Source organism: Streptomyces paromomycinus, from assembly GCF_003865155.1.
GTDB lineage: Bacteria > Actinomycetota > Actinomycetes > Streptomycetales > Streptomycetaceae > Streptomyces > Streptomyces chrestomyceticus.
On the sequence record NZ_BHZD01000001.1, the window covers coordinates 5,195,386 to 5,216,393 of the forward strand.

Consider the following 21,008-nt stretch of genomic DNA (forward strand, 5'->3'; position numbering starts at 1 on the left):
GGTGGCGAACGAATTGCCGCCGGTACGGGGCCGGGAGGGCTCCCGGGGCGCGGGTGGGGTCTCCGCGCGGCCGTACCGGACGGACCCTCCCGGCCGTTTCCGACGGGCCCTCCCGGCCGTACCCGGCGGCCCTGGCGCACGGTGGGCCGACCACCAGGGGAATGTCCGGGATAGGTGCTTTAGCGTGGCCTTATGTCTGATCAGCACGGTGACCTCCCCCAGCCGCACGGCGCCCACGGACGGCCTCCCACCGCGGCCGAGAGATGGACCGCGTTCAAGAAGTCGCCCTTCCTGCCCGCGACCGTGCTGGTCTTCATCCTCGCCGTCGCCGCCGGACTCTTCGCGGGCTCGTACACGTACACGATGGCCAACCCGACCCCGCGGCACATCCCGACCGCCGTGGTCGGCCCGCCGGACTCCCCGCACGGCAAGGCCTTCGTCGGCGGCATGGAGAAGGCCCTGAACGCCTCCCTCCAGCTGCATGAGTACGACTCGTACGCCGCGGCCGCGAAGGGCATCGAGGAGCAGGAGGTCTTCGCGATCCTGCGGGTGCGGGACAAGAGCATGGAGCTGGACGTGGCCGGGGCGGCCGGCGCCCAGGTGGCGCAGGTGCTGGAACAGGCGGGGCCCGAGGTGGGCCAGGCGGTCGGCGTACCGGTCGAGGTCAAGGACCTCAAGCCGCTCCAGGAGGGCGACCCGCGCGGGCTCGCTCTCTTCTACATCTCGCTCGCCGCCGTGATCATCGGTTTCGTCGGCGCGATCCAGCTGAGCGTGCACGCGCGCGGCCTCAATCCGCTGGAACGGATCGCCTTCACCGTGCTGTACGCGCTGCTGGGTGCCTTCGCGATCGCCGCGGTCGTGGACTGGCTGCTGGGGGCGCTGGACCTGCCGTTCGTGGAGTCCTGGCTGATCCTGGCGCTGACGATGTTCACGTCCGGCATGGTCTTCACGATGTTCAACACCTTGATCGGGCGCTGGGCGATGATCCCGACGTGGGGCCTGATGGTGCTGCTGGGCAACCCGTCCTCGGGCGGCGCGGTCTCCTGGCCGCTGCTGCCGTCCGTCCTCGGACACATCGGCCGCTGGCTCCCGCCGGGCGCCTCGGTGAACGCGCAGCACACGGCCGTCTACTTCGGCGCCTCGCAGCACGTCTTCCCGTTCCTGGTGCTGGCCGGCTGGGCGCTGGTCTCGTGCGCGGTCTTCTGGACCTGGCGGCACCGGCACCCGGGCGGGCGCGAGGTGGGGGCGCTCACGTCCGGGGCGCACCGGGCGGGCGCACCGGACGCGTCGGGCGCCTGAGGTACGCGGGGCCGGACCCTCGGGGACCGGCCCCGGCTGCGCGGCCCGGTTTCGGCTGTACGGGGGAGGGGGCGGGCCCGGCGGGCGGAAAAGAAAGAGGCCCCGATCCGAAGATCGGGGCCTCTTCCCACTGCTGGTGGCTGGGGCCGGGGTCGAACCGGCGACCTATCGCTTTTCAGGCGATCGCTCGTACCAACTGAGCTACCCAGCCACAGCGGTCCTGACGGGATTTGAACCCGCGGCCTCCACCTTGACAGGGTGGCGAGCACTCCAAACTGCTCCACAGGACCTTGCACTGTGCGAGATCAAGCGTACCTGGTCTCGCACACGGTAATGCGTGCCCCCAACGGGATTCGAACCCGTGCTACCGCCTTGAAAGGGCGGCGTCCTGGGCCACTAGACGATGAGGGCTGATGGCCCGCCTCCGCGCCTTGTGGGGCGCCGTCGGGGACGTGAGAAGCATATGGGATGCGGGGACCGTTCGCCAAAACGGATTGTTCGAGCCCCTCCGAGGGGGTGTTCGGGAAGGGGCCTGGCGGGCGGACGGGAAGGGGGCGCGCCGGGCTCCCCGCTCGCCTCGCGGGCCTACGGGGGGCCGGGGGAGGCCGTGCCAGGGGGTGTCGTGACCGGGGACGGCGTGGCCCCCGGCCGGTTCTCCTTCGGCAGGTGGCGGCTGACCTCCGCCTTCGACAGCCCCAGCCCGCCGAGCGTGATCTCGTCCCACGCCTGGAGGTGCCGCGTCTCCCGGTCCAGGTAGAGGACGGACGCCTGTACCGGAGCGGGCTTCTTGCCCTGCACCGCGCGCAGCCCGCCGCCGCCCGTGGAGCCCTCGATCATCAGCCGGGTGCCCCGGGGGAGCACGCTGTTCTCGCGGTGGTGGACGTGCCCGGCCAGCGCCAGCGGGACCAGGCCGTCCGCCTCCGAAACCGCGACCGGGTTGTGCGCCAGCGCGATGTCCACGGGCGTCCCCGCGAGCCGCTGCGTACGGAGCGAGTCGGCCAGCTTGCCGCCGGCCGTGCGCTCCGAGAAGTCCCCCTCCGCGACGACCGAGCGGTCCGGGGTGAACTGCGGGTCGCCGACGCCCGCGATCCGCAGCCCGCCGACGCTCACCGCCCGCCCGTCGTCCAGGACGGTGGCGTTCTTGCGCGTCGCCAGGTACTTCTGCGTGGTCGTGGAGTCGTGGTTGCCGCGCACCCAGACGTACGGCGCGCCGAGCGTGGCGACCGGGTCCAGGAAGGCGTTCTCGGCGGCCGAGCCGTGGTCCATGGTGTCGCCGGTGTCGATGATCACGTCGATCTTGTACTGCTTCACCAGCGACTTGACGATCTGCCAGGCCGCCGGGTTGAGGTGGATGTCGGAGACGTGCAGCACCCGGATCGTGGTGGGGTCGGGCGCGTATGCGGGCAGCGTCGAGGTGGCTTCGTACAGCTTGGTCACGTTCGTCACCAGGCGCGCCAGCTCCCGCTGGTACACGTCGAACTCGCTGACGATGTTGCGGGCGTTGCCGACCACCGAGGGCGCCGAGGACAACAGCCCGGAGAACTTCGGCTCCAGGACCGACTTCGGGTTCCAGGTGGCGTACGCGGCGGCGCCCGACGAGGCCAGCAGGACGAGCGCCAGCCCGCCCGCGGCCAGCGCGCGGCGCGGCCGCCGGTAGACGGCCAGCCCCAGCGCGGTGGCGCCGGAGACGACCGCGACGCAGGAGCGGAAGGCGAGGGTGCCGGTGCCGCTGACGACGTCGCGGGTGACCTGCTCCTGGAGGCCGGCGAACCGTTCCGGGTGGTCGACCAGGGCCTGGGCCCGTACGGGATCCAGCCGGTCGACGTCGACGTCCAGCCGTATCGGCGCGTGGTGGCTGCGCAGCTCCAGGGCGCCCAGCGGCGAGACGTTGATCTTCGTGCCGCCGGAGAGCGACGGACGCAGTGTCATGTTCGTGTCCACCGGCCCCACGGGTGCGTGGATGCTGCCGACGATCAGCAGCCCCAGCCAGGCGCCGAGCAGGGTGACGGCCAGCAGGCCGAGGGCACGGGCGTACGGGTGCGGTGTGTGGGTGAGGGCGCTGGTGGGGGTGGTGTGGTGGGAGCGGTAGTCGCGGAGCACGGCGGCGGGAAGGCCCCGTACCCGGGCGAGCGCGGCACGGAGCAGCCGGAACACGGCGGGACCGGCCGAACCGGTGGAGCCGGAGGAGCCGGTGGAGTCGGAGGAGCCGGGGGAGGAGTCCCCGGACGGCGCGACACGGGCCATTGGGCGCGTATTCCCGGGCGCCGCGCCCGTCATGCCCGGAGAACGGCCTGTGCCCGCCGGGCCGCCGGCGGCGCCGCGCGGTACCGCCGCCGCGCGGTGGCGTGGCGGACAATGGGTGGTGTGCTGGAGATGACGCGCGAGGAGTTCGAGGAACTGGTGGCCGAGGCGCTGGACCGGATCCCGCCGGAGCTGACACGGCTGATGGACAACGTGGCGGTGTTCGTCGAGGACGAACCACCGGCCGAGGACCCCGATCTCCTGGGGCTGTACGAGGGGACGCCGCTGACCGACCGCGGCGAGTGGTACGCGGGCGTGCTGCCCGACCGGATCACGATCTACCGCAATCCGACCCTGCGGATGTGCGGGACCCGGGAGGACGTGGTGGCGGAGACCGAGGTGACCGTCGTGCACGAGATCGCGCACCACTTCGGCATCGACGACGAGCGGCTGCACGCGCTGGGGTACGGCTGACGGGCGGCCGGAGTGCTCGCGGCGGGCGGGGCGGCCGGTCCGCGCTCATGACGGCGCGGCCGGTTCGCGGCATTCGTGGCGTTCGGGGTGATGCCGCTGGTGGCCGGGGCGGAGATCGGGCCCGTACGGACGCGATCTCGTGCCCGCGGCGCGTGTCCTCCGGTGCCCGGCGGGAGTTGGGCAGGGCGTTCATCTCCGCAGTCTCCGCGCTCCGGATCCGGAGGTCCCGCCCGTGCGCCCGATCGCTTCCCCCCTTCCCGGCCCGGCCCTGAACCGGCTCGCCGCCGCCGTGGCCGCCGCCTCCGCCCTGGCCGCGTCGCTGAGCGGCTGCATGAGCGTGAGCGACGCGGAGCCGCCCAAGCCGTCGGGCTCCTCCGCGCGGCCCGACGGCGGGCCCGCGCCGGACGGCGGCACGGTGGACACCCGCGGCGGGAGCCCGGACCGCCGGGGGCGTACAGGCGGTGGCCACGGTGTGGAGGGGCACGCCGGGGCGCCCGCGAGCGATCACACGCCCTCGGCGCACGAGGCGCGGCCGGAACCGGAACCGGAGCCCGCTTCGGGCGCCGCGCCCGGTCCCGAGCAGCCCGGTCCGCCCGGCTCCGGCCCTGCCGCGCCGGGCCCGCCGCGGCCCGGCAGCGGCCGTCCCTCGTCGACCGCCCAGCCGCCCCGTACGACCCCGACCGTCAAGCCGACGCCGAGCGCCAGCCCGGACCCGCAGCCGAGTTCTCCCGCGCCGACCCCGTCGTCCGCGCCGCCCGCGCCCTCGAACCCGGAAAGCGGGGGGTAGCGGCGGGGGCGGGGAGCGGGGGTGGCGTACGGGAGGGCGGGGGCGTCGGAACGGGTGTGGTGCGGGTGAGGGCCGGGGTGTGCGGTGTGCACGGGGTGCGTGGTGTGCGGCAAAAGGCCAGGTGGCCGCGGTGGGGAACGGGGGTTCGGGAGGGCATTTGCCTTCCGGGGGCCCGAGTGAGTATGGTGGTAGATCGTTTGATCCCATTTGCCCGGCGCATGATGCAGCGCCGTGTGGCGCGTTCTCTCCCTTGCCGTGGCTGACCGCATTGAGGCGGTCGTTTGTGAAGTCTCACGGAGTTTGGGCGCGTGCCTGTGCCGAGACTCCGGAAGGTTTCGCATTTCGCATGTCTGTTTCCACTGACCAGTCCGTCCTGCCCGCTGCCGACGAGCAGGTGGCCCCCCAGGACCAGCCGCAGGACCAGGCCGTCACCGAGACGCCTGCCGAGGTGACCGAAGCGGCCGAGCCGGCCGCCGACACCGACGCCGACATCGACACCGACGCCGCCGAGGCCGCTGCCCCGCAGATCACCTTCGGTGACCTCGGCCTCGACGAGAAGATCGTCCGCAAGCTGGCCGCGAACGGTGTCACCACCCCGTTCCCCATCCAGGCCGCGACCATCCCCGACGCGCTCGCCGGCCGCGACATCCTCGGCCGCGGCCGTACCGGCTCCGGCAAGACCCTCTCCTTCGGTCTGCCGCTGCTCAGCCGCCTGGCCGGCGGCCACACCGCGAAGAAGCGCCCGCGCGGCGTCATCCTCACCCCGACCCGTGAGCTGGCCATGCAGGTCAGCGACGCGCTGCAGCCGTACGGCGATGTCCTGGGCCTCAAGCTCAAGGTCGTCTGCGGCGGTACGTCCATGGGCAACCAGATCTACGCGCTGGAGCGCGGCGTCGACGTCCTCGTCGCCACCCCCGGCCGGCTGCGCGACATCATCAACCGCGGCGCCTGCTCGCTGGACGACGTCGAGGTCGCCGTCCTGGACGAGGCCGACCAGATGGCCGACCTGGGCTTCCTGCCCGAGGTCACCGAGCTGCTCGACCTGGTGCCGTCCGGCGGCCAGCGGATGCTGTTCTCCGCCACGATGGAGAACGAGATCGGCACCCTGGTCAAGCGCTACCTGACCAACCCGGTCAGCCACGAGGTCGACGCGGCCCAGGGCGCGGTCACCACCATGACCCACCACGTGCTGGTCGTGAAGCCGAAGGACAAGGCGCCGGTCACCGCCGCCATCGCCGCCCGCAAGGGCCGCACCATCATCTTCGTCCGCACCCAGCTCGGCGCCGACCGCGTCGCCGAGCAGCTGTGCGACTCCGGTGTGCGCGCCGACGCGCTGCACGGCGGTATGACGCAGGGCGCGCGGACCCGCACGCTGGCCGACTTCAAGGACGGTTACGTCAACGTCCTCGTCGCCACCGACGTCGCCGCCCGCGGCATCCACGTCGACGGCATCGACCTGGTCCTGAACGTGGACCCGGCCGGCGACCACAAGGACTACCTGCACCGTTCCGGCCGTACCGCCCGCGCGGGCCAGTCCGGCACGGTCGTCTCGCTGGCCCTGCCGCACCAGCGCCGCCAGATCTTCCGCCTCATGGAGGACGCGGGCGTGGACGCCTCGCGCCACATCGTCGGCGGCGCCGGCGCCTTCGACGAGGACGTGGCCCGGATCACCGGCGCCCGCTCGCTCACCGAGGTGCAGGCCGACTCGGCGACCAACTCCGCCAAGCAGGCCGAGCGCGAGGCCCAGGAGCTCTCCCGCGAGCTGGAGCGTGCGCAGCGCCGGGCGACCGAGCTGCGCGAGGAGGCCAACCGCCTGACCGCCCGCGCCGCGCGCGAGCGGGGCGAGGACCCGGAGGAGGCGGTCGCCGCTGCCGAGGCCGCCGTGGAGGAGGCCGCCGAGGCTGTCGTACCGGCCCAGGCCGCTCCCGAGGCCGACGAGGCGCCGCGCCGCTCCTCGTACCGCGACGAGCGGGGCAACTACGAGCGCCGGGACCGCCGGGACAACGACCGTGGTGACCGTGGTGACCGTGGCGGCTTCCGTCGTGACGACCGTTCCGGTGGCGGGTTCAGCCGTGACCGCCGCGACGACCGCTCCGGCGGTGGCTTCAACCGCGACCGCCGTGACGACCGCTCGGGCGGCGGCTTCCGCCGTGACGACCGTTCCGGTGGCGGCTTCAACCGCGACCGCCGGGACGACCGTGGCGAGCGCGGTGACCGTGGCGGCTTCCGTCGTGACGACCGTTCCGGTGGCGGGTTCAGCCGTGACCGCCGCGACGACCGCTCGGGCGGCGGCTTCAACCGCGACCGCAGCGACCGCCCGAACCGTTCCTTCAACCGTGACGACCGCTCCGGCGGCCGCTCGGGCGGCGGCTACCGCTCCGGTGGCGGCGACCGTCCGTACAACCGCGACCGCCGCGACGACCGCCCCTCCTCGGGCGGCTACCGCTCGGGCGGCGGCGACCGTCCGTACGGCCGCCGTGACGACCACCGCGGCCACGGCACCGGCTCCTTCGGCCGCCGTGAGGACAAGCCGCGCTGGAAGCGCAACGGCTGACGGAGTCTGTGACAAGTGACAGAGTCCGCGACATCCGGCGATGTCGTCCTCTGTGACCGCGGGGCCCGCGCCGCACTTCCGTACTCCGGTACGGGGTGGGCGCGGGCCCCGCGTCTCAACTCCGTTTTCCGCGCGGCCCCTTGACCGCGCTCCCCGCCGTACGGCAGCCTCGCGCGCCGCGCCCGCCCGGAAGCGGACGCGGCGCCTCCGCCGGTCCGACGGCCTATGCCTTCGGGATGCGGCGGGAACGCGGGCTATGCTGCTCGGTGCGGGCCATTAGCTCAATTGGCAGAGCAGTGGACTTTTAATCCATTGGTTCAGGGTTCGAGCCCCTGATGGCCCACCACAGAAGGTCGGGGGAAACCCCCGTTGACCTGCTACGTAGCGCCCTCGTCGGTTTTATCCGACCGGGGCGCTACGGCGTTCTCCGTCCCATGCGTGCGCGATGCGTGAGCGGACGGCCCGGCACCCGCGGTGCCGGATACCGGACGGGCGCGGGGGATGAGCCGCGCGGCGGCCTCGGCCGCGGCCTGGTCGACCTCGGGCAGCAGGCTCGTGTACGTGTCCGAGGTCAGGGTGATCGTGGAGTGCCGCAGCGTCTCCTTGATCGTGTGGAGGTCGCCGCCCCCGCCGTGGGTGAGGGTCGCGGCGACATGGCGTAGATCACGAAGTGTGATCGGGGGAAGGCCGGTGACCGCCAGGATGCGGCGGAAGGTTTCGGAGACCGTCTCCGGGTGCAGCCACGAACCGTCCTCTTGAGTGAACACCTTTCCGGTGTCCTGCCAGGCCGGCCCCCACTGCTGCCGCTCCTGCTCTTGGCGCTCGCGGTGCGCTCGCAGCACGGCCACGTTCAGGCTGTCGAGCGCGATCGTGCTCGCGCTGCCGTCGGTCTTCGGGGCGGATTCGTACGGATCCCAGCCGTCGACCACGATCTCCTTCGCCGGGGTGATCAGCCCGGCGTCCAGGTCGGTCTCCGTCCAGTCCTGGCCGACCGCTTCGCCTCGCCGCAGACCGCGGGTTCCGATGAGGTGGAAGAGCGCGTAGAGCCGGTCGCCCTCGGCTGCGTCGAGGAAGATGCCGAACTGGGCCGGGGTCCAGACCATGACCGGCGAAGGCTTCTCGCCGGTCGCCAGCCACCGCTGGACGCGCTGGTCGGTCCAGAGCAGGGGCTTGGGCCGTTTGCCCGACTCCAGCTGGACATGGGCCGCCGGGTTGAAGGTGATGAGCTGCTGGGCGATGGCGCCGTTCAGGGCCGCGCGGAGGGTGCGGCGGATGCTCTGCCGGGTGGCGGGCCCCGCGACTTTCCGGAACGGCTTCATACGGGCCAGTACGGCTTGCTCCTCGGCCAACCGTGCCCGCTCCGCCGCTGTGGGCCGTCCGGGGCTGCTCGGCTTGCAGCGGGCGATCTGCTCGCGTCGGGCCGCGTTCTCCGCGATGATCACCTCGTTGTCGTCGGCGATGCCGTCGAACATCTCCACCAGGTGGCCGACGTTGAGCCGGTCGAGGCGTATATGCCCTATGCGCGGCTTGAGGTGGACGCGGAGGTGGGAGGCGTAGCCGTTGGCCGTCGTCTTCCGCACCTTCTTGGCCGCGAACCATTCGTCCAGCCACTCGCCCACGGTGAGGCGGCTGGTCAGGTCCAGGCCGTGCCGCAGCCGCCGCCGGGTCGCCTCGATGTCCGGCAGCGGGGCCTTCGCGTCAGCCACCTCCTCCAGCAAGTCGGCGATGCGCGCGAGATCCTCCGGGCAGTCGGCATCGGCCAGGCCGATCAAGGCGCGAATGTGATCCAGGTCAGCCTGAGCGGCCTTCAGCGACTCGTAGCCGGCGCGGCTGAAGGAACGGCGGGTGCCGTCCTCGCGGGGCGGCAGCTCCTGGCGCATGGAGTACGAGCCGTGCTTGCGGCTGGAGAGCTTTGGGCAGCTCTTGCCGAGCGGCTTGCCGGTCTTGGGGTCGCGGCAGTAGCAGCGGCGATGGGTGGAGCCCTTCAAAGGCAGTCCTCTGTGATGTTTTCGGTTTCCGGGTCGGGTGGGTCGACGTCGCCCAGTGCGGTGGGCAGGTCGGGTGGGGTGGCTCCTGCGTCGCGGATATCCCGACGGAGGTAGCGGAGGCGGTACTTGGCGGAGATGACCTGGTCGGCGTAAGCGCTCCGTTTGCGCTCGGCTTCTTCTTGCTGGGCGCGGCCGGTCGCTGTCCTGGTCGTGAACCGGGCCCGCTCCTCTTCTTCGAGCGCGGCAAGAGCGGTGCGTACGAGGCTGGCGTGCAACTCGAAGCTGGGGACCAGTCCAGCGTCGTACCCGGAGAGCTCCTGTTCGCCGGTGAAGCGGCGTAGGGCATCCCAGGTGGGGACGAGGTCCTGGAAGGGGAGTTCCTGCGTCCGGTCCACGTAGCCGACTGGGAAGATCAGGCAGATCGGGTACGTCCGCAGGGCGGTGGCCAGGACCATGACGTCCACCAGCGGGAGGTTGGCCCGGCGGCCGGACTCCATGTTGGCGATCACGTTGCGCGGGATGGGATGCCCGAGCTGCTCGCACCGGTCCGCCAAGTCCTGCGCGCTCCACCCCATCTCCTTCCTCCTGCGCCGGACTTCGCCGGCCACGTTGGCCTTGACCCGGTCCGCCCACTCGGGAACGTCGTCCTCTTCATCATCGAAATCGATTTGTGTCATGCAGACACATTAGCTTCGTCATCGTAGTAGGTGAGCGCCTGGAGACGGACGTGACACCCACGTTCGCCGACGGCTGTACCGGAAGAGGTGCACACCTATGCGCGAAGACTCGACGGCCGAACGGTCGAACGGGATGAGCCGGGAGGAGATTCTCGCCCTCCCCGCCGCCATTGACCTGGACACCGGCAATCGAGCGCTGGGGCTGGGGCGGAGCAAGGGCTACGAGCTGGCCAAGCGCGGCCAGTACCCGTGCAAGGTCCTGCGGCTGGGGCATGCCTACCGCGTGGTGACCGCCGACCTGCTGGAGCTGCTGGGCCTGGCGGCGTGAGGGCGGCGAAGCGTAGCAATGCGTTCTGCGCTGGGCTGACACAAAGACGCTGGACTGTGCCGGGGTGTGGCCGTACGGTCTGTGGTCCCTCACCGCGGTCGAACGGCCGCGAGATGTGGGTGGGCCCCCGGCGGGGCAACGCCGGAGGCCCGTGCAAAACCCCTCCATGGCCTCGTATGAACCGACCCGGCGGCAAGGGCGGGCAAGCCCGGAACCGCCAGATGAGGAACTGCCCTGTGCAACCTACGACACCCGGTCCGAATTCCGTGGGTGGCCAAGCAGCCTGGCCGACCGTGGCAATCCCGGGGGAGACGGGTGCTCGCCCGGCCGACGACCGGGCCGGAGATGTGGACGAGCCCACGGCGGGCAGCGCGTCGGACCAGGCGTCGGCCGAGGAGTCCTCCAAGGCGAGCGTCAGGGGCCTCGTCGGTCCCCTGACGCAAGGCGAGCAGGTACTGGCTGACCTGCGGGCACAGGTACGGCGCTACGTGATCCTGCCGAGCGATGAGGCCCTCACGGCCGTGACGTTGTGGGTGGCGGCCACCCATCTGCAGCGCGCGTGGCAGCACGCTCCCCGTCTGGCGGTGGTGGGTCCAGCCAAGCGGTGCGGGAAGTCGCGGCTGCTGGACGTGGTGACCGAGACGGTGCACAACCACCTGATCACGGTCAACGCCAGCGCGTCGGCGATCTTCCGATCGATCACCGACGAAGACCCGCCGACCCTGCTCGTCGACGAGGCCGACACCCTCTTCGGCACGGCCAAGGTGGCGGAGAAGAACGAGGAACTGCGGGGCCTGCTGAACGCCGGTCACCAGCGCAACCGGCCCACCCTGCGGGTCGGCGGCAACGATCACAAGCCGCAGAAGTTCCCCACCTTCGCCATGGCGGCGCTCGCCGGTATCGGTGACCTGCCGGACACGATCATGGACCGGTCCGTGGTCATCCGGATGCGCCGCCGGGGACCGGGGGAGAAGTACGAATCCTTCCGCACCGGACGCGACACGCCTGCCCTCCACAGAACCCGCGGTCGACTCGCCGCATGGCTGAAGCCGCTGTACCGGCAGGCGATGGACCTCGAACCGGACATGCCGGTCGAGGACCGCGCGGCGGACACCTGGGAACCGCTGGTGATCGTCGCCGATCTCGCCGGAGGTGAGTGGCCAGGACTTGCCCGCACCGCCTGCCGTTCCATGGTCGGTTACGAGGCCGGGCAGGACGAGGAGGGGGGCCTGCGGACCCGCATCCTGGTCGACGTCCGCCGGGCCTTCGCCGCCGAGGGCGACCCCGCGGTCCTGCGGACGAGCCGTCTGCTCGACTACCTCAACGCGGACAAGGAAGCGCCGTGGGCCGAGCACGGCGCCAACGGCCTCACCCCGCGCGGCCTTCAGCTGCTGCTGAAGGACTACGGCATCAGCTCGGCCAACCGCCGCTTCCCCGACGGTGCCCAGGCCAAGGGCTTCGCGCGGAACCAGTTCGTCGACGCGTGGTCCCGCTACTGCCCCGAGCCCGCGCCAGCGGCCGGGGCCGCCCATCCAGTGGCTGAGCCGTTGCCCGGCACCACCACCTAACCCGACTCGACCCGTCGCACTCGTCCCCGCCCAGGTCAGCGCGGGGACGAGTGCCCGGCCCGCAACGAGTCGACCCGACATCACCGCGCCACTCGTACCTGCCCTGACCAGGCACGCAACGAGTGGTACGAGTCACCGCACCGCACGGCGGCCCACCGCTCCATGAGCCCGTGGCCGCCGCCCAAGCTGGAGCTCCACTTGCTTTCGCCCCACCTCACCGCCCCGGCGTCCCTACGGGGCACCGCGGCGATCCGTCTCGGCATCATCCTGCTCGGCGCGACCGGCTTCGCCCTCTCCTACGACGCCCTGCGCCAGATGGCCGTCGCCATCCACATCCGTGGACTGCTGACGTACGCCTTCCCTCTCGTGATCGATGGGTTCATCGCCATCGGCGTCGGCGCCCTGCTCATCCTGCGCACCGCGCCACCGCACTCCCGGCTGTACGTCTGGACGCTTGTCGGCATCGCCACCGGCACGAGCATCTGGGCCAACGCGCTGCACGCCATCCGTCTCAACCAGCAGACCCGCCACACCGGGCTGCACCTGGACGATGTGACCGTCGGTGCGCTTTCGGCTATCGCCCCGCTGGCCCTCGCCGGTGCCGTCCATCTCTACCTCGTCATCCGCCGCCACCCCGCCAAGGACGGCGGCCCTCAGAAGAACGCCACCGCATATCGCCACGCCGACGACACCCGCCACAACGACGGTATGGCCGGTTGTCGACAATCCCTCCCCGCCGAAGGCGACCCCGACTGGCAGGACCCTGCGCTGAGGACTGGCGCCGATGAGGTGGCGGAAAGTCAGCAGGATGTGCCGGATGCCCCGGCACGGGCCGCCAAGCCCAGGGGCCGGCAACCCAGCGCCACCATGGACCAGCTCCTCACCATCGGGCGCGGCGCTCCCCGAGGACGCGGTGGACGCATCTCACGCCGCAACGTTGAAGCGGCCATCCGGGCCGAGGGCTTCTCCGTGGGCAAAGACCGCGTGGACGAAGCCACCCGTACCCTTCAGGCCGAACTCGACGAGGCCCCGGTCGGGGCGACGTAAGCCTCGCAGCCACACCCGTCCCACCTGCGACTGACCCGTACCACCCGTCCCCGCGCAGGAGAGCGTGGGGGCGGGGGCCCAGTCCGCAACGAGTCGACACGACAACACGCACCCACCCGTACCTGCTCTGACCAGGCACGCAACGGATGGGACGAATCAACGCCGATCCAGCAATGCCGCCTTGGAGAACCGTCCCATGCACGACTCGCACCATGTACCCACCAGCGACCAGCAGGAGATGACCACCACCGCAACCAGCGCAGCAAGGTATCCCGTTGGACCGTCCAAAGGCCGGCCCAACGGGGAAGCCTCCGCCCCGGGGGTGACGGAGGGGCTCGGGCACCAGGGGGTGCCCGAGGAGGAACAGCCCGCCGACACCAGCGCTGAGTCGCTGCCGCGTGCCGCCGACGCTGCCGCCGTGCACCGCGTCGCCCGCCGACGCAAGCGCGAAAAAGTGCAGCGCACAGAGCGCGTCGACGTGCGCTACAGCGCCGATGAGAAGGGCGAGATCCTCGCCGAGGCCAGGGCGCTGAACATCGCCGCCGCCCACTACGTCGGCGCCATCGTCATGGCTCACATCCATGGCGAACTCGGCCTGCCGGGACAGCGCACCCCGCTCGATGACTACATCGACGAGCTCACCGCTCTGCGCCAGCAGGTCGCCAAGACCGGCCACAACGTCAACCAGATCGCCAAGAAGCTCAACTCCGGCGGCGATCCACACTCTGGGGACACCGCCGGCCTGGCCCAGGCCGAGTGCACCCTGACCGCAGCCGCCACCGCAGTTCGCCACATCGCGGCAGCGGCGAACGAGGCTGTGGCCCGGAAGGCGGACTGATGATCGCCAAGATCGGCAGCGGTAAGGACACCGCCGGTCTCATCCGTTATCTCTACGATCCCGGCCGGGCCAACGAGCACACCGACCCGCACCTGGTCGCCTCCTGGGACGGCTTCGCCCCCGACCCCGGCCGCACCGAGAACGCCACCGTCGTCGCCACAAGGAAGCTGCTCGCGGCGGATCTCGACCTGCACGTCAAGCAAGCCCGCCGCCTCGGCCGCGCACCGAAGCAGCACGTGTGGCACTGCTCGGTTCGGGCCGCCCCCGACGACCGCACCCTCAGCGACGCCGAATGGGCCACCATCGCCCGCCGCGTCGTGGCGGCCACCGGCATCGCCCCCGACGGAGACCCGGACGGCTGCCGCTGGGTCGCCGTACGTCACGCCGATGACCACATCCACATCGCCGCCACCACCGTCCGCGGCGACCTCCGGCCCGCCCGCCACTGGAACGACTACCTCACCGCGGACAAGGAACTCGCCGCCATCGAGCAGGAATACGGGCTCCAACAGGTCCGCCGTGGCGACCGCACCGCCGCCAAGCGCCCCACCCGCGCCGAACGGGAAAAGGCCCGCCGCGGCGGCCATGCGACGACCGCCCGCGAGCACCTGCGCACTACCGCCCGCACCGCGGTATCGGTCGCCACCAGCACCGAAGAGTTCCTCGGCATCCTCATGGCCACCGACAACGTGCTCGTCGAGACCCAGCGCTTCCCCTCCGGCGACCTCCGCGGATACAAGCTCGCCCTCAAGGGCGACACCAACGCCGCCGGCGAACCGATCTGGTACTCCGGCTCCAAACTCGCCCCCGACCTGTCTCTCCCCAAGATCCAACAGCGCCTCGAAGCCACCACACCCCAACCCAAGCCTGGCCGGGGCAGGCCCAGCCCGTGGCACCAGGCCATCACCGCTACCGAGGGCATCCCCGAGTTCCTCGACCAAGCCGACGACGAAGCCGCCCAAGCCCACCTGGCCGCCTTCGGCGAAGCCCTCGACGCCCTCCCCCTCCTCGCACCCCAGAACCTGCGACCCCAGCTCCGCCAAGCCGCCGCCGTATTCGAGCGCGCCACCCGCTCCCGCATCCAGGCCGAACACCACCACGCCCGCACCCTGCGCAGCGTCCTCCGCGCCATGCTCCGCGAACCCGCCCCCAAGGACGGCGCCGCCCTGGCCATGCTCCTCGACGCCGCACTCCTCGTCGCCCTCGCTGCCACCCGCTGGCACCACCTGCGCCACCACGACCAGCAGGCCACCGCAGCCCAGCAAACCCACCTCCACCTCCAGGCCGCCTACGACAAGGCCGCCCCAGCCCCACTGGCAGCCATTGCCCACCGCAAACCCGCCGCCCCCACGATTGAACGGTTCGTTGCGTTGGTCCGTGAGACGGTTCCCGCGCACGCTCAGCAGGTCCTCGACGACCATGCCTGGGATGCCCTGGCCACCACTCTCGCCGACGCCGAAACAACCGGACACCAGCCCGCCTCACTCCTCCAACAGGCCGCCGACCAGCACACTCTCAGCGATGCCCGCTCACCAGCCCGCACCCTCACCTGGCGCATCCACCGCCTCACCCAGTACCCGGCCGCCGCTACCCGAACCCGTGCAACCACCGGCACCAGGCCGTCCGGCCGTGCTGGCACAGAACCTCGTACTCCGCACCAGCCCCCCACGGTAGAAGTACAAAGGCGGCATCGTTGATCGCTACGACGTGGCCACCGCTCTTGTGACCGGAACAGGTTGATCAGCCTCCAGAGCGCGGAATGCGGCGACCAGAGGCTGAGGTCCCAGCTGCATCACGGATGAGAGTGCGCTGACTTCGTGGCCGGCAGCCCACACTCCGGTCCGGGGAGGACGGAATGGGATGACGGTGATGCCGCAAGCATCGAACAGGCTGGCCTTCAGATATTGCATACCGCCCATGCCACATAGGTAGGCCGACGCTCCGGTGGCGGCAGCGAGGTCGACAAGGCGCTGTGTCCGGCCTGGTCGGGAGGGCAGGGAGCTGCTGCGCAGAATGTGGCCGGGCCAGCCGAGGGTCTTCAGGAGGGCCCGGGTGGAGGCTTCGGCCACGGCAGCGGTTCTGCCGCTGGTGGTGATCAAGTCGAGGACCGGCACGAAAGCTGACCGCAAGGCTGACCAGTGCGGGCTGGCTGCGTAGCAGTGCCGGAGGGTGTGCTGGACACGGCGGCGTACGCGGGCCGGGTCGACGATCTCCGCTTCACGAACGGGGGTCGATCGGCCGTTGGGAAGGTGGGTGGGCAGGGAGAGCCACTGCCGCCGTGCCGGGTCGTTCAGGGCTGCCAGGCGGGCTCGGTGCTGGTAGTCGCGGCGGGCGAACTGTACGTCGTCGAGGACGATCCAGTAGTCGGCGGCGAACAGCTTGGCGAGGGTGGTCAGCCGGGGGAAGAAGTTGGGCTGATGGATCGCGCACCGCCCGCCTGGCGGCGGCAGGTCAGGAGGTGAGGAGACGGCTGTCGAAGCCGTCCTTGATGAGGGATTGATAGGCGGCATGTACGTCCTCCGGGACGTCTTGCTCGATGGCGAAACCGAGCTTGGGGTACTCGATCACCCGCTGCATGTCGCCGACGAGCATGTCGGTGACGAATGCCTCGTCACCGATCGCCTTGAGGTAGTCGTCGAACTCCAGCGGTTCGGACGCGCACACCACCTCCACCTCGGGCCAGACCTTGCGGCAGGTGGCGTAGGCGCGTCGTTCCATGTACGGCATGGCGGTCAGCAGCACCGATTTCGGGGTGATGCATGCGGCGGCCAGCACCTCGCGGGAGAAGGCGATGTTCTGGCCGGTGTTGGCGGCGTTCGGCTCGATCAGGACCGAGGCGTCGGGGACGCCGAGGCCCAGGGCGTGCTCGCGGAAATGGACGGCCTCGCCGCGCGGGAAGCGGGCGGCGGTGTTGGGGCTGTTGCCGCCGGTGAAGATCAGGGTGGGGAAGAGGCCGGCGTGGTAGAGCTCGGCGGTGAAGGCGGCGACGCGCAGGTCGTGGCTGCCCAGGCCGATGGCGACGTCGCAGGGCCTGAGCTGGTGATTCATCTGGTGGTAGTCCCAGATCAGTTTCGCGTTGTGCCACTGGCCTTCGGTGATGGTCTGCTGCTTGTCCGTCACTCGTTCTCTCCCTGGTCACCGTCGCCGGGGGCGGTCTGCCCCCTCGCTTGTGGTCCGGATGCCCTCGATGCTGCCCAGCTGGTGGCTCATGCCGTACTGGGCGGCGACCTTGGCGGCGCGGTCGAGGACTTGCAGTCCATCATTCCGGGTGGCCGGGTCGGAGAGCAGAATGTGACCGTGGGCGGTGTCCAGACGCACGCGTTGCATCGGTGAGTCGGTCGAGCCGGTGCGGCGGGCGATGTCGATGAAGTGCAGGGCCTGGGTGAGGTCGCCGGCGCCGCGGTGGGCGAGGGCGAGCTTTTGGTGAGCCACCGACCAGTCGTCGGGTTCGGCCAGGTCTTCGAAGTCACGGATGGCGGCCATCATGACGCGGGAGGCGTAGTCGTGGTTGCCCTCCTTGCTCAGCGCGGTCCCCACCCACAGCCGGGCACGGGCCCTGTCACGACGGGAGAGACGGTCGTCGACAGCTAGGGACTCATAGTGGCGTGCGGCCAGTACCAGGCGCCCTGACATTTCGGTGACCACCGCCAGCGACAGGTCGAGCTGCGCGATGCGACGGGGAATGTCGAGCTGGGTGAACAGCGCGCGGGCACCGGTGTAGGAGTGCTGGGCCGACAGCGTTCCCAACACTGCGCCCTGGTCTCGGTGCAGGTCGCCGAGCAGGGCGGTGGAGCGGGCGAAGAGGTACAGCCCCTTGTCGTCGAGTTCCGCTGGCCCGAAGCGCTCCAGCCAGCGGTTCAGCAGATTGTCGGCGAAGGCGAAGCTCTGACGGGAGAGGGCGACCACCACCCTGTCCAGGTCGTCGGCCCAGGACTCATACTCCCAGGTACGCGAACCTGAAGCGGTGACACGGCGCCCCGCCCCTTGACCAGGTCGGCCGGTCTCCGACAGATGCGTCTCGAAGCGTAGATGGACCGCTGCGTCCGCGCGGGCCAGGGCGGTGTCCAAGATCGCCTGGGTGTCCGGGCGAGGCTCGGTGGTGGTCAGGAGTTTGTCCCACTTGGCGACGGTCCGTGCCGCGACACCGAGATGTTCAGCGAAAGCCCGCACACTCATCCGCAGGGCGAGGCGCAGGGCGTGGGCCTCCAGCCCGGTCCAGTGGTGCACGGTCGCCACGCGTCGCTCCCTTCCGGACAGTATGGAAGCACGAGGCAGCTGCGCGGGGACACGTAAGTGCAACGGAAGTACGACAGCCGGTCATTTCCCGCTGACGGAGGCCGGGCCACTCTCGAAGTACCGGCCGGAATCATGAAGTCCGCCCCGGTGCCCTCCCGCTTCCCGAGACCTTGGACGGTCACCCGCATGGAACCCCTCACGGAGCACCGCCCGGTGAACGACCCGCTCGTTTACGGCTTTCTGAGGCTCACCCCCGACGCCGATGCCCGCCGAGCCGCTTTGACGGGCGCCCTCGCGGAATACTGCCGCAGCCACGAACTCATTCTGGGTGGGCTCTTCATCGAGCTGGGGACGAGCACGTGCGCCCGCACCGCAGCCTTCACCGGGCTCCTGGATGCGCTGGCCCTGCCCGATGCCTATGCCGTCGTTCTTCCCGCTGCCTCCCACTTGGGCCCCAGGCCGATAGCGGCCGAACGCAAGCGGCAGATCACCGGTTCGGCGGGAGTGCGGTTGCTGCTGGTCCGCGGCGGCAAGTCGGCCCGATGCCGAGCACTGCCGTCCAGCGGATGTGGTCCACACCCCGAACCGGTATCGGACACCGAAACATGAGGCTCCTCATGCCCGACCCCGCACGCAGGTCCTTCCCCGCCGTGCCCGAGTCCGTCGGCCGGGCCCGAAGCTTTGCCGATCGCACCCTGACCTCCTGGGGCCTGCAAGGACGGGCCGACGACGTCCGCCTGTGCGTCTCCGAACTGGCTACCAATGCCGTCACCCACGGCTCGGTGCCCGGCCACGACTTCACCCTGACGGTGACCGCCGAGGACGACGCCGTCTGCGTTGAAGTCCGTGACGCCAGCCCACGCCACATACAGCTACGTCACCCCACCAGCGTTGACACCACCGGCCGTGGCCTGCACCTGGTCGGAGCTCTCAGCGATGAATGGGGCGTGTCCGAGTACGACTCGGCCAGCAAGGCCGTCTGGACCCGATTCAAGACCACCCCGACGCCGAAGAAGGCACCATGCTGATCACCTGCACGCCACCGGCCGTCGTCAACGGCCCCGACCCGGGTCTGATGGCCGCACTGGGCGCCTGGACGTGGCTCGGTCTCGACCCGACCGAAATCCCTCTCGCCCACCTCCTCCTCGCCCATCCCCCAGGCCGCACCGATCGCGATACATCTACAGCCATCGAAACGCGCATGCGATGCATCGCCACTTCCCTGGGCGGTCCGGCCACTGCACAAGAACGCCTCCCGGACCTCGGTGCCCGGCTCCTCATCGTGCGCCCCACTACCGTCCTGCTGCGCTTCGACGGCACCCGCTACGGCGTACGGCTACCGGTCCGGCCCAGCTGGTCCGAGCACGTACGCCGCAACGGCCAGGCGCTGATCACCATCGGCCTCGCCCCACTGTCACGAAGCGCCGGCCTCACCGATGTAGACGCCTACCTCAACGTCACGCTCGCCTGCGGCCGCCTCCTCTTCGGAGTCGTCCACCCAGCCTGAGCACCGATCGTGTGCACGATCAGTTATCCGGTAGCGGGCCCCGGCACCAGCTATTTCACTGCCCCACGTCCTCCGGCGCCGCCCCTGCGTACGGGTGGACGTACCGGCCCTTGTTGAAGGGAGTGAACCACGAACCGATCGCCATCGGTGTGACTCCGAGGGCCTCTCCCGCAGCGCCTTCGTCGATTTCGTCCACCGAGTCGTCGTACAGCCACTCGTGGTCCATGTCCTCGTAGACATTTTCGGTGAATGCTTCGAGGGCCGCTGCCACGCTTTCGTCCATCAGGCCGAATGTCTCCAGGCACACGCTCGCCTCACGCAACAGGAGCCTCAGGGCGAGTTCCTCGGCGAGACAGCTCAGTTGCTGGAAGGTCCCGCTCGTGAAGCGGGAGGTCATGGCGATCGCCGTCACCAGGAAACGGCGTGCGAAGTGCGCGTCGTATTCAAGGGCATAGCGGCCGGGAAGCTCCTCCAGGAGCCACAGCGGCTTCTCGCACTCAGCGACATTGCTTCGTGTCTGGGTGAGGGTCTGCACGTCCTGAAAGAGCTCATCCACCAGCAGATGGGTGCCGTACACCAGAGCGCCGGCGGCCAGTTTGGCATCTTCCGCTAGTAGTCCGGCGTCGACGTCCTCCTCCCCTTCGCCGTCATCGTCCTCAGGGTCGAGCACGCCGAACATGACCGGTGGGAAGGAGCGCAGCTCAGCCGACATGGTCAGCATCCGACTCCGGGCGGCCTGTGTCTCTGCTTCCGCGTCGTACTTTTCCTGGCCGCCACCGGCGCTCGTCCTTTCGGCGTGGTGAGCCTTACGAGCGGCTGCGTCGGCCGGCGAGGTGTCGGGGCCGTCCGCAGCGTCGAGGCTCTCCTGGGCCAACTTCGGGTGCAGCTGAACCTCGCACCGGTCGACCGTCCACTCGGCCAGGAGCTCACTACGCTCCAGCAACTCGCCCACCACCGTCTGCACCGCCTCCTCGGCGAACTCCAGCGCCGGAGCGTCGACGAAGATCTTCAGCAACGCCCCGCCCGGATGAACGGCGACGATCGACTCGAAGATGTCGACCTCCATGCCGTCCGGCCCCTCGATGGTTTCCACGGAGCTGATGCCCTTTTCGAGGAGCGCCACAGCGCCGGCACGTTGCAGCGCGTCCATCTCCGGAGATCCGACCGGGATGCTGGTATCCACCGTCACGGCGTAAGTCACACGCTCAGGGTGCCAGGGCCGCACAGGGGTATGGAGAGAAATCGTCCAGTTCGTCACTGACTTGTGCTCGCGACGGTCATCGTCCGACCCGCGGAGGCACGTACGCATCGTGACGGCGCCGCCGCCTCGTCTGCGTCCCGAAGCCGCGGCACACCAGTCGGGTCCGCTCGAACTGTCCACCACCGAGGCTGTGCGACATCCAGGCACCCTCGACACCGAACCCGACAATGTCCGGGTTGCCGTCGCCGGAGACCGAGTTGATC

At 70.4% G+C, this 21,008-nt stretch carries 19 protein-coding genes and 4 tRNA genes; 12 read left to right on the forward strand and 11 right to left on the reverse strand.

What is annotated here, in order from left to right:
• Positions 1 to 192 precede the first annotated feature (192 nt).
• The gene (locus OEIGOIKO_RS22015) at positions 193 to 1,299 is read left to right on the forward strand and encodes an ABC-2 transporter permease (protein WP_125055482.1); all 1,107 of its coding nucleotides are present in this window, start codon (positions 193 to 195) and stop codon (positions 1,297 to 1,299) included.
• A 134-nt stretch (positions 1,300 to 1,433) separates the two neighbouring features.
• Here the strand turns inward: OEIGOIKO_RS22015 and OEIGOIKO_RS22020 are convergent.
• The 4 genes from OEIGOIKO_RS22020 to OEIGOIKO_RS22035 all read right to left on the reverse strand — a co-directional run bounded on the left by OEIGOIKO_RS22020 (position 1,434) and on the right by OEIGOIKO_RS22035 (position 3,543).
• Positions 1,434 to 1,510, reverse strand: a tRNA-Phe gene (locus OEIGOIKO_RS22020).
• A 4-nt stretch (positions 1,511 to 1,514) separates the two neighbouring features.
• Positions 1,515 to 1,589: transfer RNA gene (locus OEIGOIKO_RS22025), tRNA-Asp, on the reverse strand.
• Between the two features lie 48 nt (positions 1,590 to 1,637).
• Positions 1,638 to 1,710, reverse strand: a tRNA-Glu gene (locus OEIGOIKO_RS22030).
• Between the two features lie 174 nt (positions 1,711 to 1,884).
• Complete coding sequence (locus OEIGOIKO_RS22035; RefSeq protein ID WP_125055483.1) at positions 1,885 to 3,543, reverse strand: metallophosphoesterase family protein; 1,659 nt, start codon at positions 3,541 to 3,543, stop codon at positions 1,885 to 1,887.
• Positions 3,544 to 3,663: 120 nt separating this feature from the next.
• Between OEIGOIKO_RS22035 and OEIGOIKO_RS22040 the strand changes: the two genes are divergently transcribed.
• The gene (locus OEIGOIKO_RS22040; RefSeq protein ID WP_031012311.1) at positions 3,664 to 4,014 is read left to right on the forward strand and encodes a metallopeptidase family protein; all 351 of its coding nucleotides are present in this window, start codon (positions 3,664 to 3,666) and stop codon (positions 4,012 to 4,014) included.
• Between the two features lie 504 nt (positions 4,015 to 4,518).
• Here the strand turns inward: OEIGOIKO_RS22040 and OEIGOIKO_RS22045 are convergent.
• Positions 4,519 to 4,893: a hypothetical protein gene (locus OEIGOIKO_RS22045; RefSeq protein ID WP_125055484.1), complete on the reverse strand. Its 375-nt coding sequence runs from the start codon at positions 4,891 to 4,893 to the stop codon at positions 4,519 to 4,521.
• 254 nt (positions 4,894 to 5,147) lie between these two features.
• Here OEIGOIKO_RS22045 and OEIGOIKO_RS22050 point away from each other — a divergent pair, with 254 nt between their 5' ends.
• Both OEIGOIKO_RS22050 and OEIGOIKO_RS22055 read left to right on the forward strand, forming a co-directional pair.
• Entirely contained in the window at positions 5,148 to 7,355 is a 2,208-nt protein-coding gene (locus OEIGOIKO_RS22050) for a DEAD/DEAH box helicase (RefSeq protein ID WP_125055485.1), read from the forward strand.
• 270 nt (positions 7,356 to 7,625) lie between these two features.
• Positions 7,626 to 7,701, forward strand: a tRNA-Lys gene (locus tag OEIGOIKO_RS22055).
• A 31-nt stretch (positions 7,702 to 7,732) separates the two neighbouring features.
• Here the strand turns inward: OEIGOIKO_RS22055 and OEIGOIKO_RS22060 are convergent.
• Both OEIGOIKO_RS22060 and OEIGOIKO_RS22065 read right to left on the reverse strand, forming a co-directional pair.
• Positions 7,733 to 9,343, reverse strand: a complete 1,611-nt coding sequence (locus OEIGOIKO_RS22060) for a site-specific integrase (protein ID WP_125055486.1) — start codon at positions 9,341 to 9,343, stop codon at positions 7,733 to 7,735.
• A complete protein-coding gene (locus OEIGOIKO_RS22065) occupies positions 9,340 to 10,020 on the reverse strand; it encodes a helix-turn-helix domain-containing protein (RefSeq protein ID WP_125055487.1) in 681 nt (226 codons plus the stop codon). The genes OEIGOIKO_RS22060 and OEIGOIKO_RS22065 overlap by 4 nt, the downstream gene beginning before the upstream one ends.
• Before the next feature lie 97 nt (positions 10,021 to 10,117).
• Here OEIGOIKO_RS22065 and OEIGOIKO_RS22070 point away from each other — a divergent pair, with 97 nt between their 5' ends.
• The 5 genes from OEIGOIKO_RS22070 (at position 10,118) to OEIGOIKO_RS22090 (ending at position 15,498) form a co-directional block, all read left to right on the forward strand.
• Entirely contained in the window at positions 10,118 to 10,348 is a 231-nt protein-coding gene (locus tag OEIGOIKO_RS22070) for a hypothetical protein (protein ID WP_125055488.1), read from the forward strand.
• Between the two features lie 221 nt (positions 10,349 to 10,569).
• A complete protein-coding gene (locus OEIGOIKO_RS22075) occupies positions 10,570 to 11,916 on the forward strand; it encodes a DUF3631 domain-containing protein (RefSeq protein WP_371858953.1) in 1,347 nt (448 codons plus the stop codon).
• Between the two features lie 198 nt (positions 11,917 to 12,114).
• Positions 12,115 to 12,963 (forward strand): DUF2637 domain-containing protein, encoded by an 849-nt coding sequence (locus tag OEIGOIKO_RS22080; protein WP_246177482.1) that lies wholly within the window; start codon positions 12,115 to 12,117, stop codon positions 12,961 to 12,963.
• Between the two features lie 196 nt (positions 12,964 to 13,159).
• Positions 13,160 to 13,801, forward strand: a complete 642-nt coding sequence (locus tag OEIGOIKO_RS22085) for a MobC domain-containing protein (protein WP_170251801.1) — start codon at positions 13,160 to 13,162, stop codon at positions 13,799 to 13,801.
• Positions 13,801 to 15,498 carry a relaxase/mobilization nuclease domain-containing protein gene (locus OEIGOIKO_RS22090; RefSeq protein ID WP_246177483.1) on the forward strand — a complete coding sequence of 566 codons (1,698 nt, stop codon included), beginning with the start codon at positions 13,801 to 13,803 and terminating at the stop codon, positions 15,496 to 15,498. Before OEIGOIKO_RS22085 ends, OEIGOIKO_RS22090 begins: the two co-directional genes overlap by 1 nt.
• 3 nt (positions 15,499 to 15,501) lie before the next feature.
• Here OEIGOIKO_RS22090 and OEIGOIKO_RS22095 read toward each other — a convergent pair whose 3' ends face one another.
• The 3 genes from OEIGOIKO_RS22095 to OEIGOIKO_RS22105 are packed head-to-tail and all read right to left on the reverse strand — an operon-like array spanning position 15,502 to position 18,037.
• Positions 15,502 to 16,311 (reverse strand): WbqC family protein, encoded by an 810-nt coding sequence (locus OEIGOIKO_RS22095; protein WP_125055490.1) that lies wholly within the window; start codon positions 16,309 to 16,311, stop codon positions 15,502 to 15,504.
• The gene (locus tag OEIGOIKO_RS22100) at positions 16,253 to 16,921 is read right to left on the reverse strand and encodes a YdcF family protein (protein WP_125055491.1); all 669 of its coding nucleotides are present in this window, start codon (positions 16,919 to 16,921) and stop codon (positions 16,253 to 16,255) included. Before OEIGOIKO_RS22100 ends, OEIGOIKO_RS22095 begins: the two co-directional genes overlap by 59 nt.
• A gap of 15 nt (positions 16,922 to 16,936) precedes the next feature.
• Complete coding sequence (locus OEIGOIKO_RS22105) at positions 16,937 to 18,037, reverse strand: helix-turn-helix domain-containing protein (RefSeq protein WP_125055492.1); 1,101 nt, start codon at positions 18,035 to 18,037, stop codon at positions 16,937 to 16,939.
• Positions 18,038 to 18,250: 213 nt separating this feature from the next.
• Here OEIGOIKO_RS22105 and OEIGOIKO_RS22110 point away from each other — a divergent pair, with 213 nt between their 5' ends.
• From OEIGOIKO_RS22110 to OEIGOIKO_RS22120, 3 genes are read left to right on the forward strand one after another with little or no spacing between them, the layout of a single operon-like run.
• Positions 18,251 to 18,646, forward strand: a complete 396-nt coding sequence (locus OEIGOIKO_RS22110) for a hypothetical protein (protein ID WP_246177484.1) — start codon at positions 18,251 to 18,253, stop codon at positions 18,644 to 18,646.
• Between the two features lie 8 nt (positions 18,647 to 18,654).
• Positions 18,655 to 19,065 carry an ATP-binding protein gene (locus OEIGOIKO_RS22115; RefSeq protein WP_125055494.1) on the forward strand — a complete coding sequence of 137 codons (411 nt, stop codon included), beginning with the start codon at positions 18,655 to 18,657 and terminating at the stop codon, positions 19,063 to 19,065.
• A complete protein-coding gene (locus OEIGOIKO_RS22120; RefSeq protein ID WP_125055495.1) occupies positions 19,059 to 19,544 on the forward strand; it encodes a hypothetical protein in 486 nt (161 codons plus the stop codon). Before OEIGOIKO_RS22115 ends, OEIGOIKO_RS22120 begins: the two co-directional genes overlap by 7 nt.
• 55 nt (positions 19,545 to 19,599) lie before the next feature.
• Here the strand turns inward: OEIGOIKO_RS22120 and OEIGOIKO_RS22125 are convergent, their stop codons facing one another.
• Positions 19,600 to 20,745 carry a hypothetical protein gene (locus OEIGOIKO_RS22125; protein WP_170251803.1) on the reverse strand — a complete coding sequence of 382 codons (1,146 nt, stop codon included), beginning with the start codon at positions 20,743 to 20,745 and terminating at the stop codon, positions 19,600 to 19,602.
• Positions 20,746 to 21,008: the final 263 nt, after the last annotated feature.

What these genes read in the sequence shown, in the direction of transcription:
- OEIGOIKO_RS22085 (WP_170251801.1), top strand. Translation starts at nt 13,160, where the DNA reads ATGCACGACTCGCACCATGTACCCACCAGCGACCAGCAGGAGATGACC.
- OEIGOIKO_RS22120 (WP_125055495.1), top strand. Translation starts at nt 19,059, where the DNA reads ATGCTGATCACCTGCACGCCACCGGCCGTCGTCAACGGCCCCGACCCG.
- OEIGOIKO_RS22070 (WP_125055488.1), top strand. Translation starts at nt 10,118, where the DNA reads ATGCGCGAAGACTCGACGGCCGAACGGTCGAACGGGATGAGCCGGGAG.
- OEIGOIKO_RS22115 (WP_125055494.1), top strand. Translation starts at nt 18,655, where the DNA reads ATGCCCGACCCCGCACGCAGGTCCTTCCCCGCCGTGCCCGAGTCCGTC.
- OEIGOIKO_RS22065 (WP_125055487.1), bottom strand. Translation starts at nt 10,020, where the DNA reads ATGACACAAATCGATTTCGATGATGAAGAGGACGACGTTCCCGAGTGG.
- OEIGOIKO_RS22050 (WP_125055485.1), top strand. Translation starts at nt 5,148, where the DNA reads ATGTCTGTTTCCACTGACCAGTCCGTCCTGCCCGCTGCCGACGAGCAG.
- OEIGOIKO_RS22015 (WP_125055482.1), top strand. Translation starts at nt 193, where the DNA reads ATGTCTGATCAGCACGGTGACCTCCCCCAGCCGCACGGCGCCCACGGA.
- OEIGOIKO_RS22075 (WP_371858953.1), top strand. Translation starts at nt 10,570, where the DNA reads ATGAGGAACTGCCCTGTGCAACCTACGACACCCGGTCCGAATTCCGTG.
- OEIGOIKO_RS22095 (WP_125055490.1), bottom strand. Translation starts at nt 16,311, where the DNA reads ATGCCGCCTATCAATCCCTCATCAAGGACGGCTTCGACAGCCGTCTCC.
- OEIGOIKO_RS22035 (WP_125055483.1), bottom strand. Translation starts at nt 3,543, where the DNA reads ATGGCCCGTGTCGCGCCGTCCGGGGACTCCTCCCCCGGCTCCTCCGAC.
- OEIGOIKO_RS22090 (WP_246177483.1), top strand. Translation starts at nt 13,801, where the DNA reads ATGATCGCCAAGATCGGCAGCGGTAAGGACACCGCCGGTCTCATCCGT.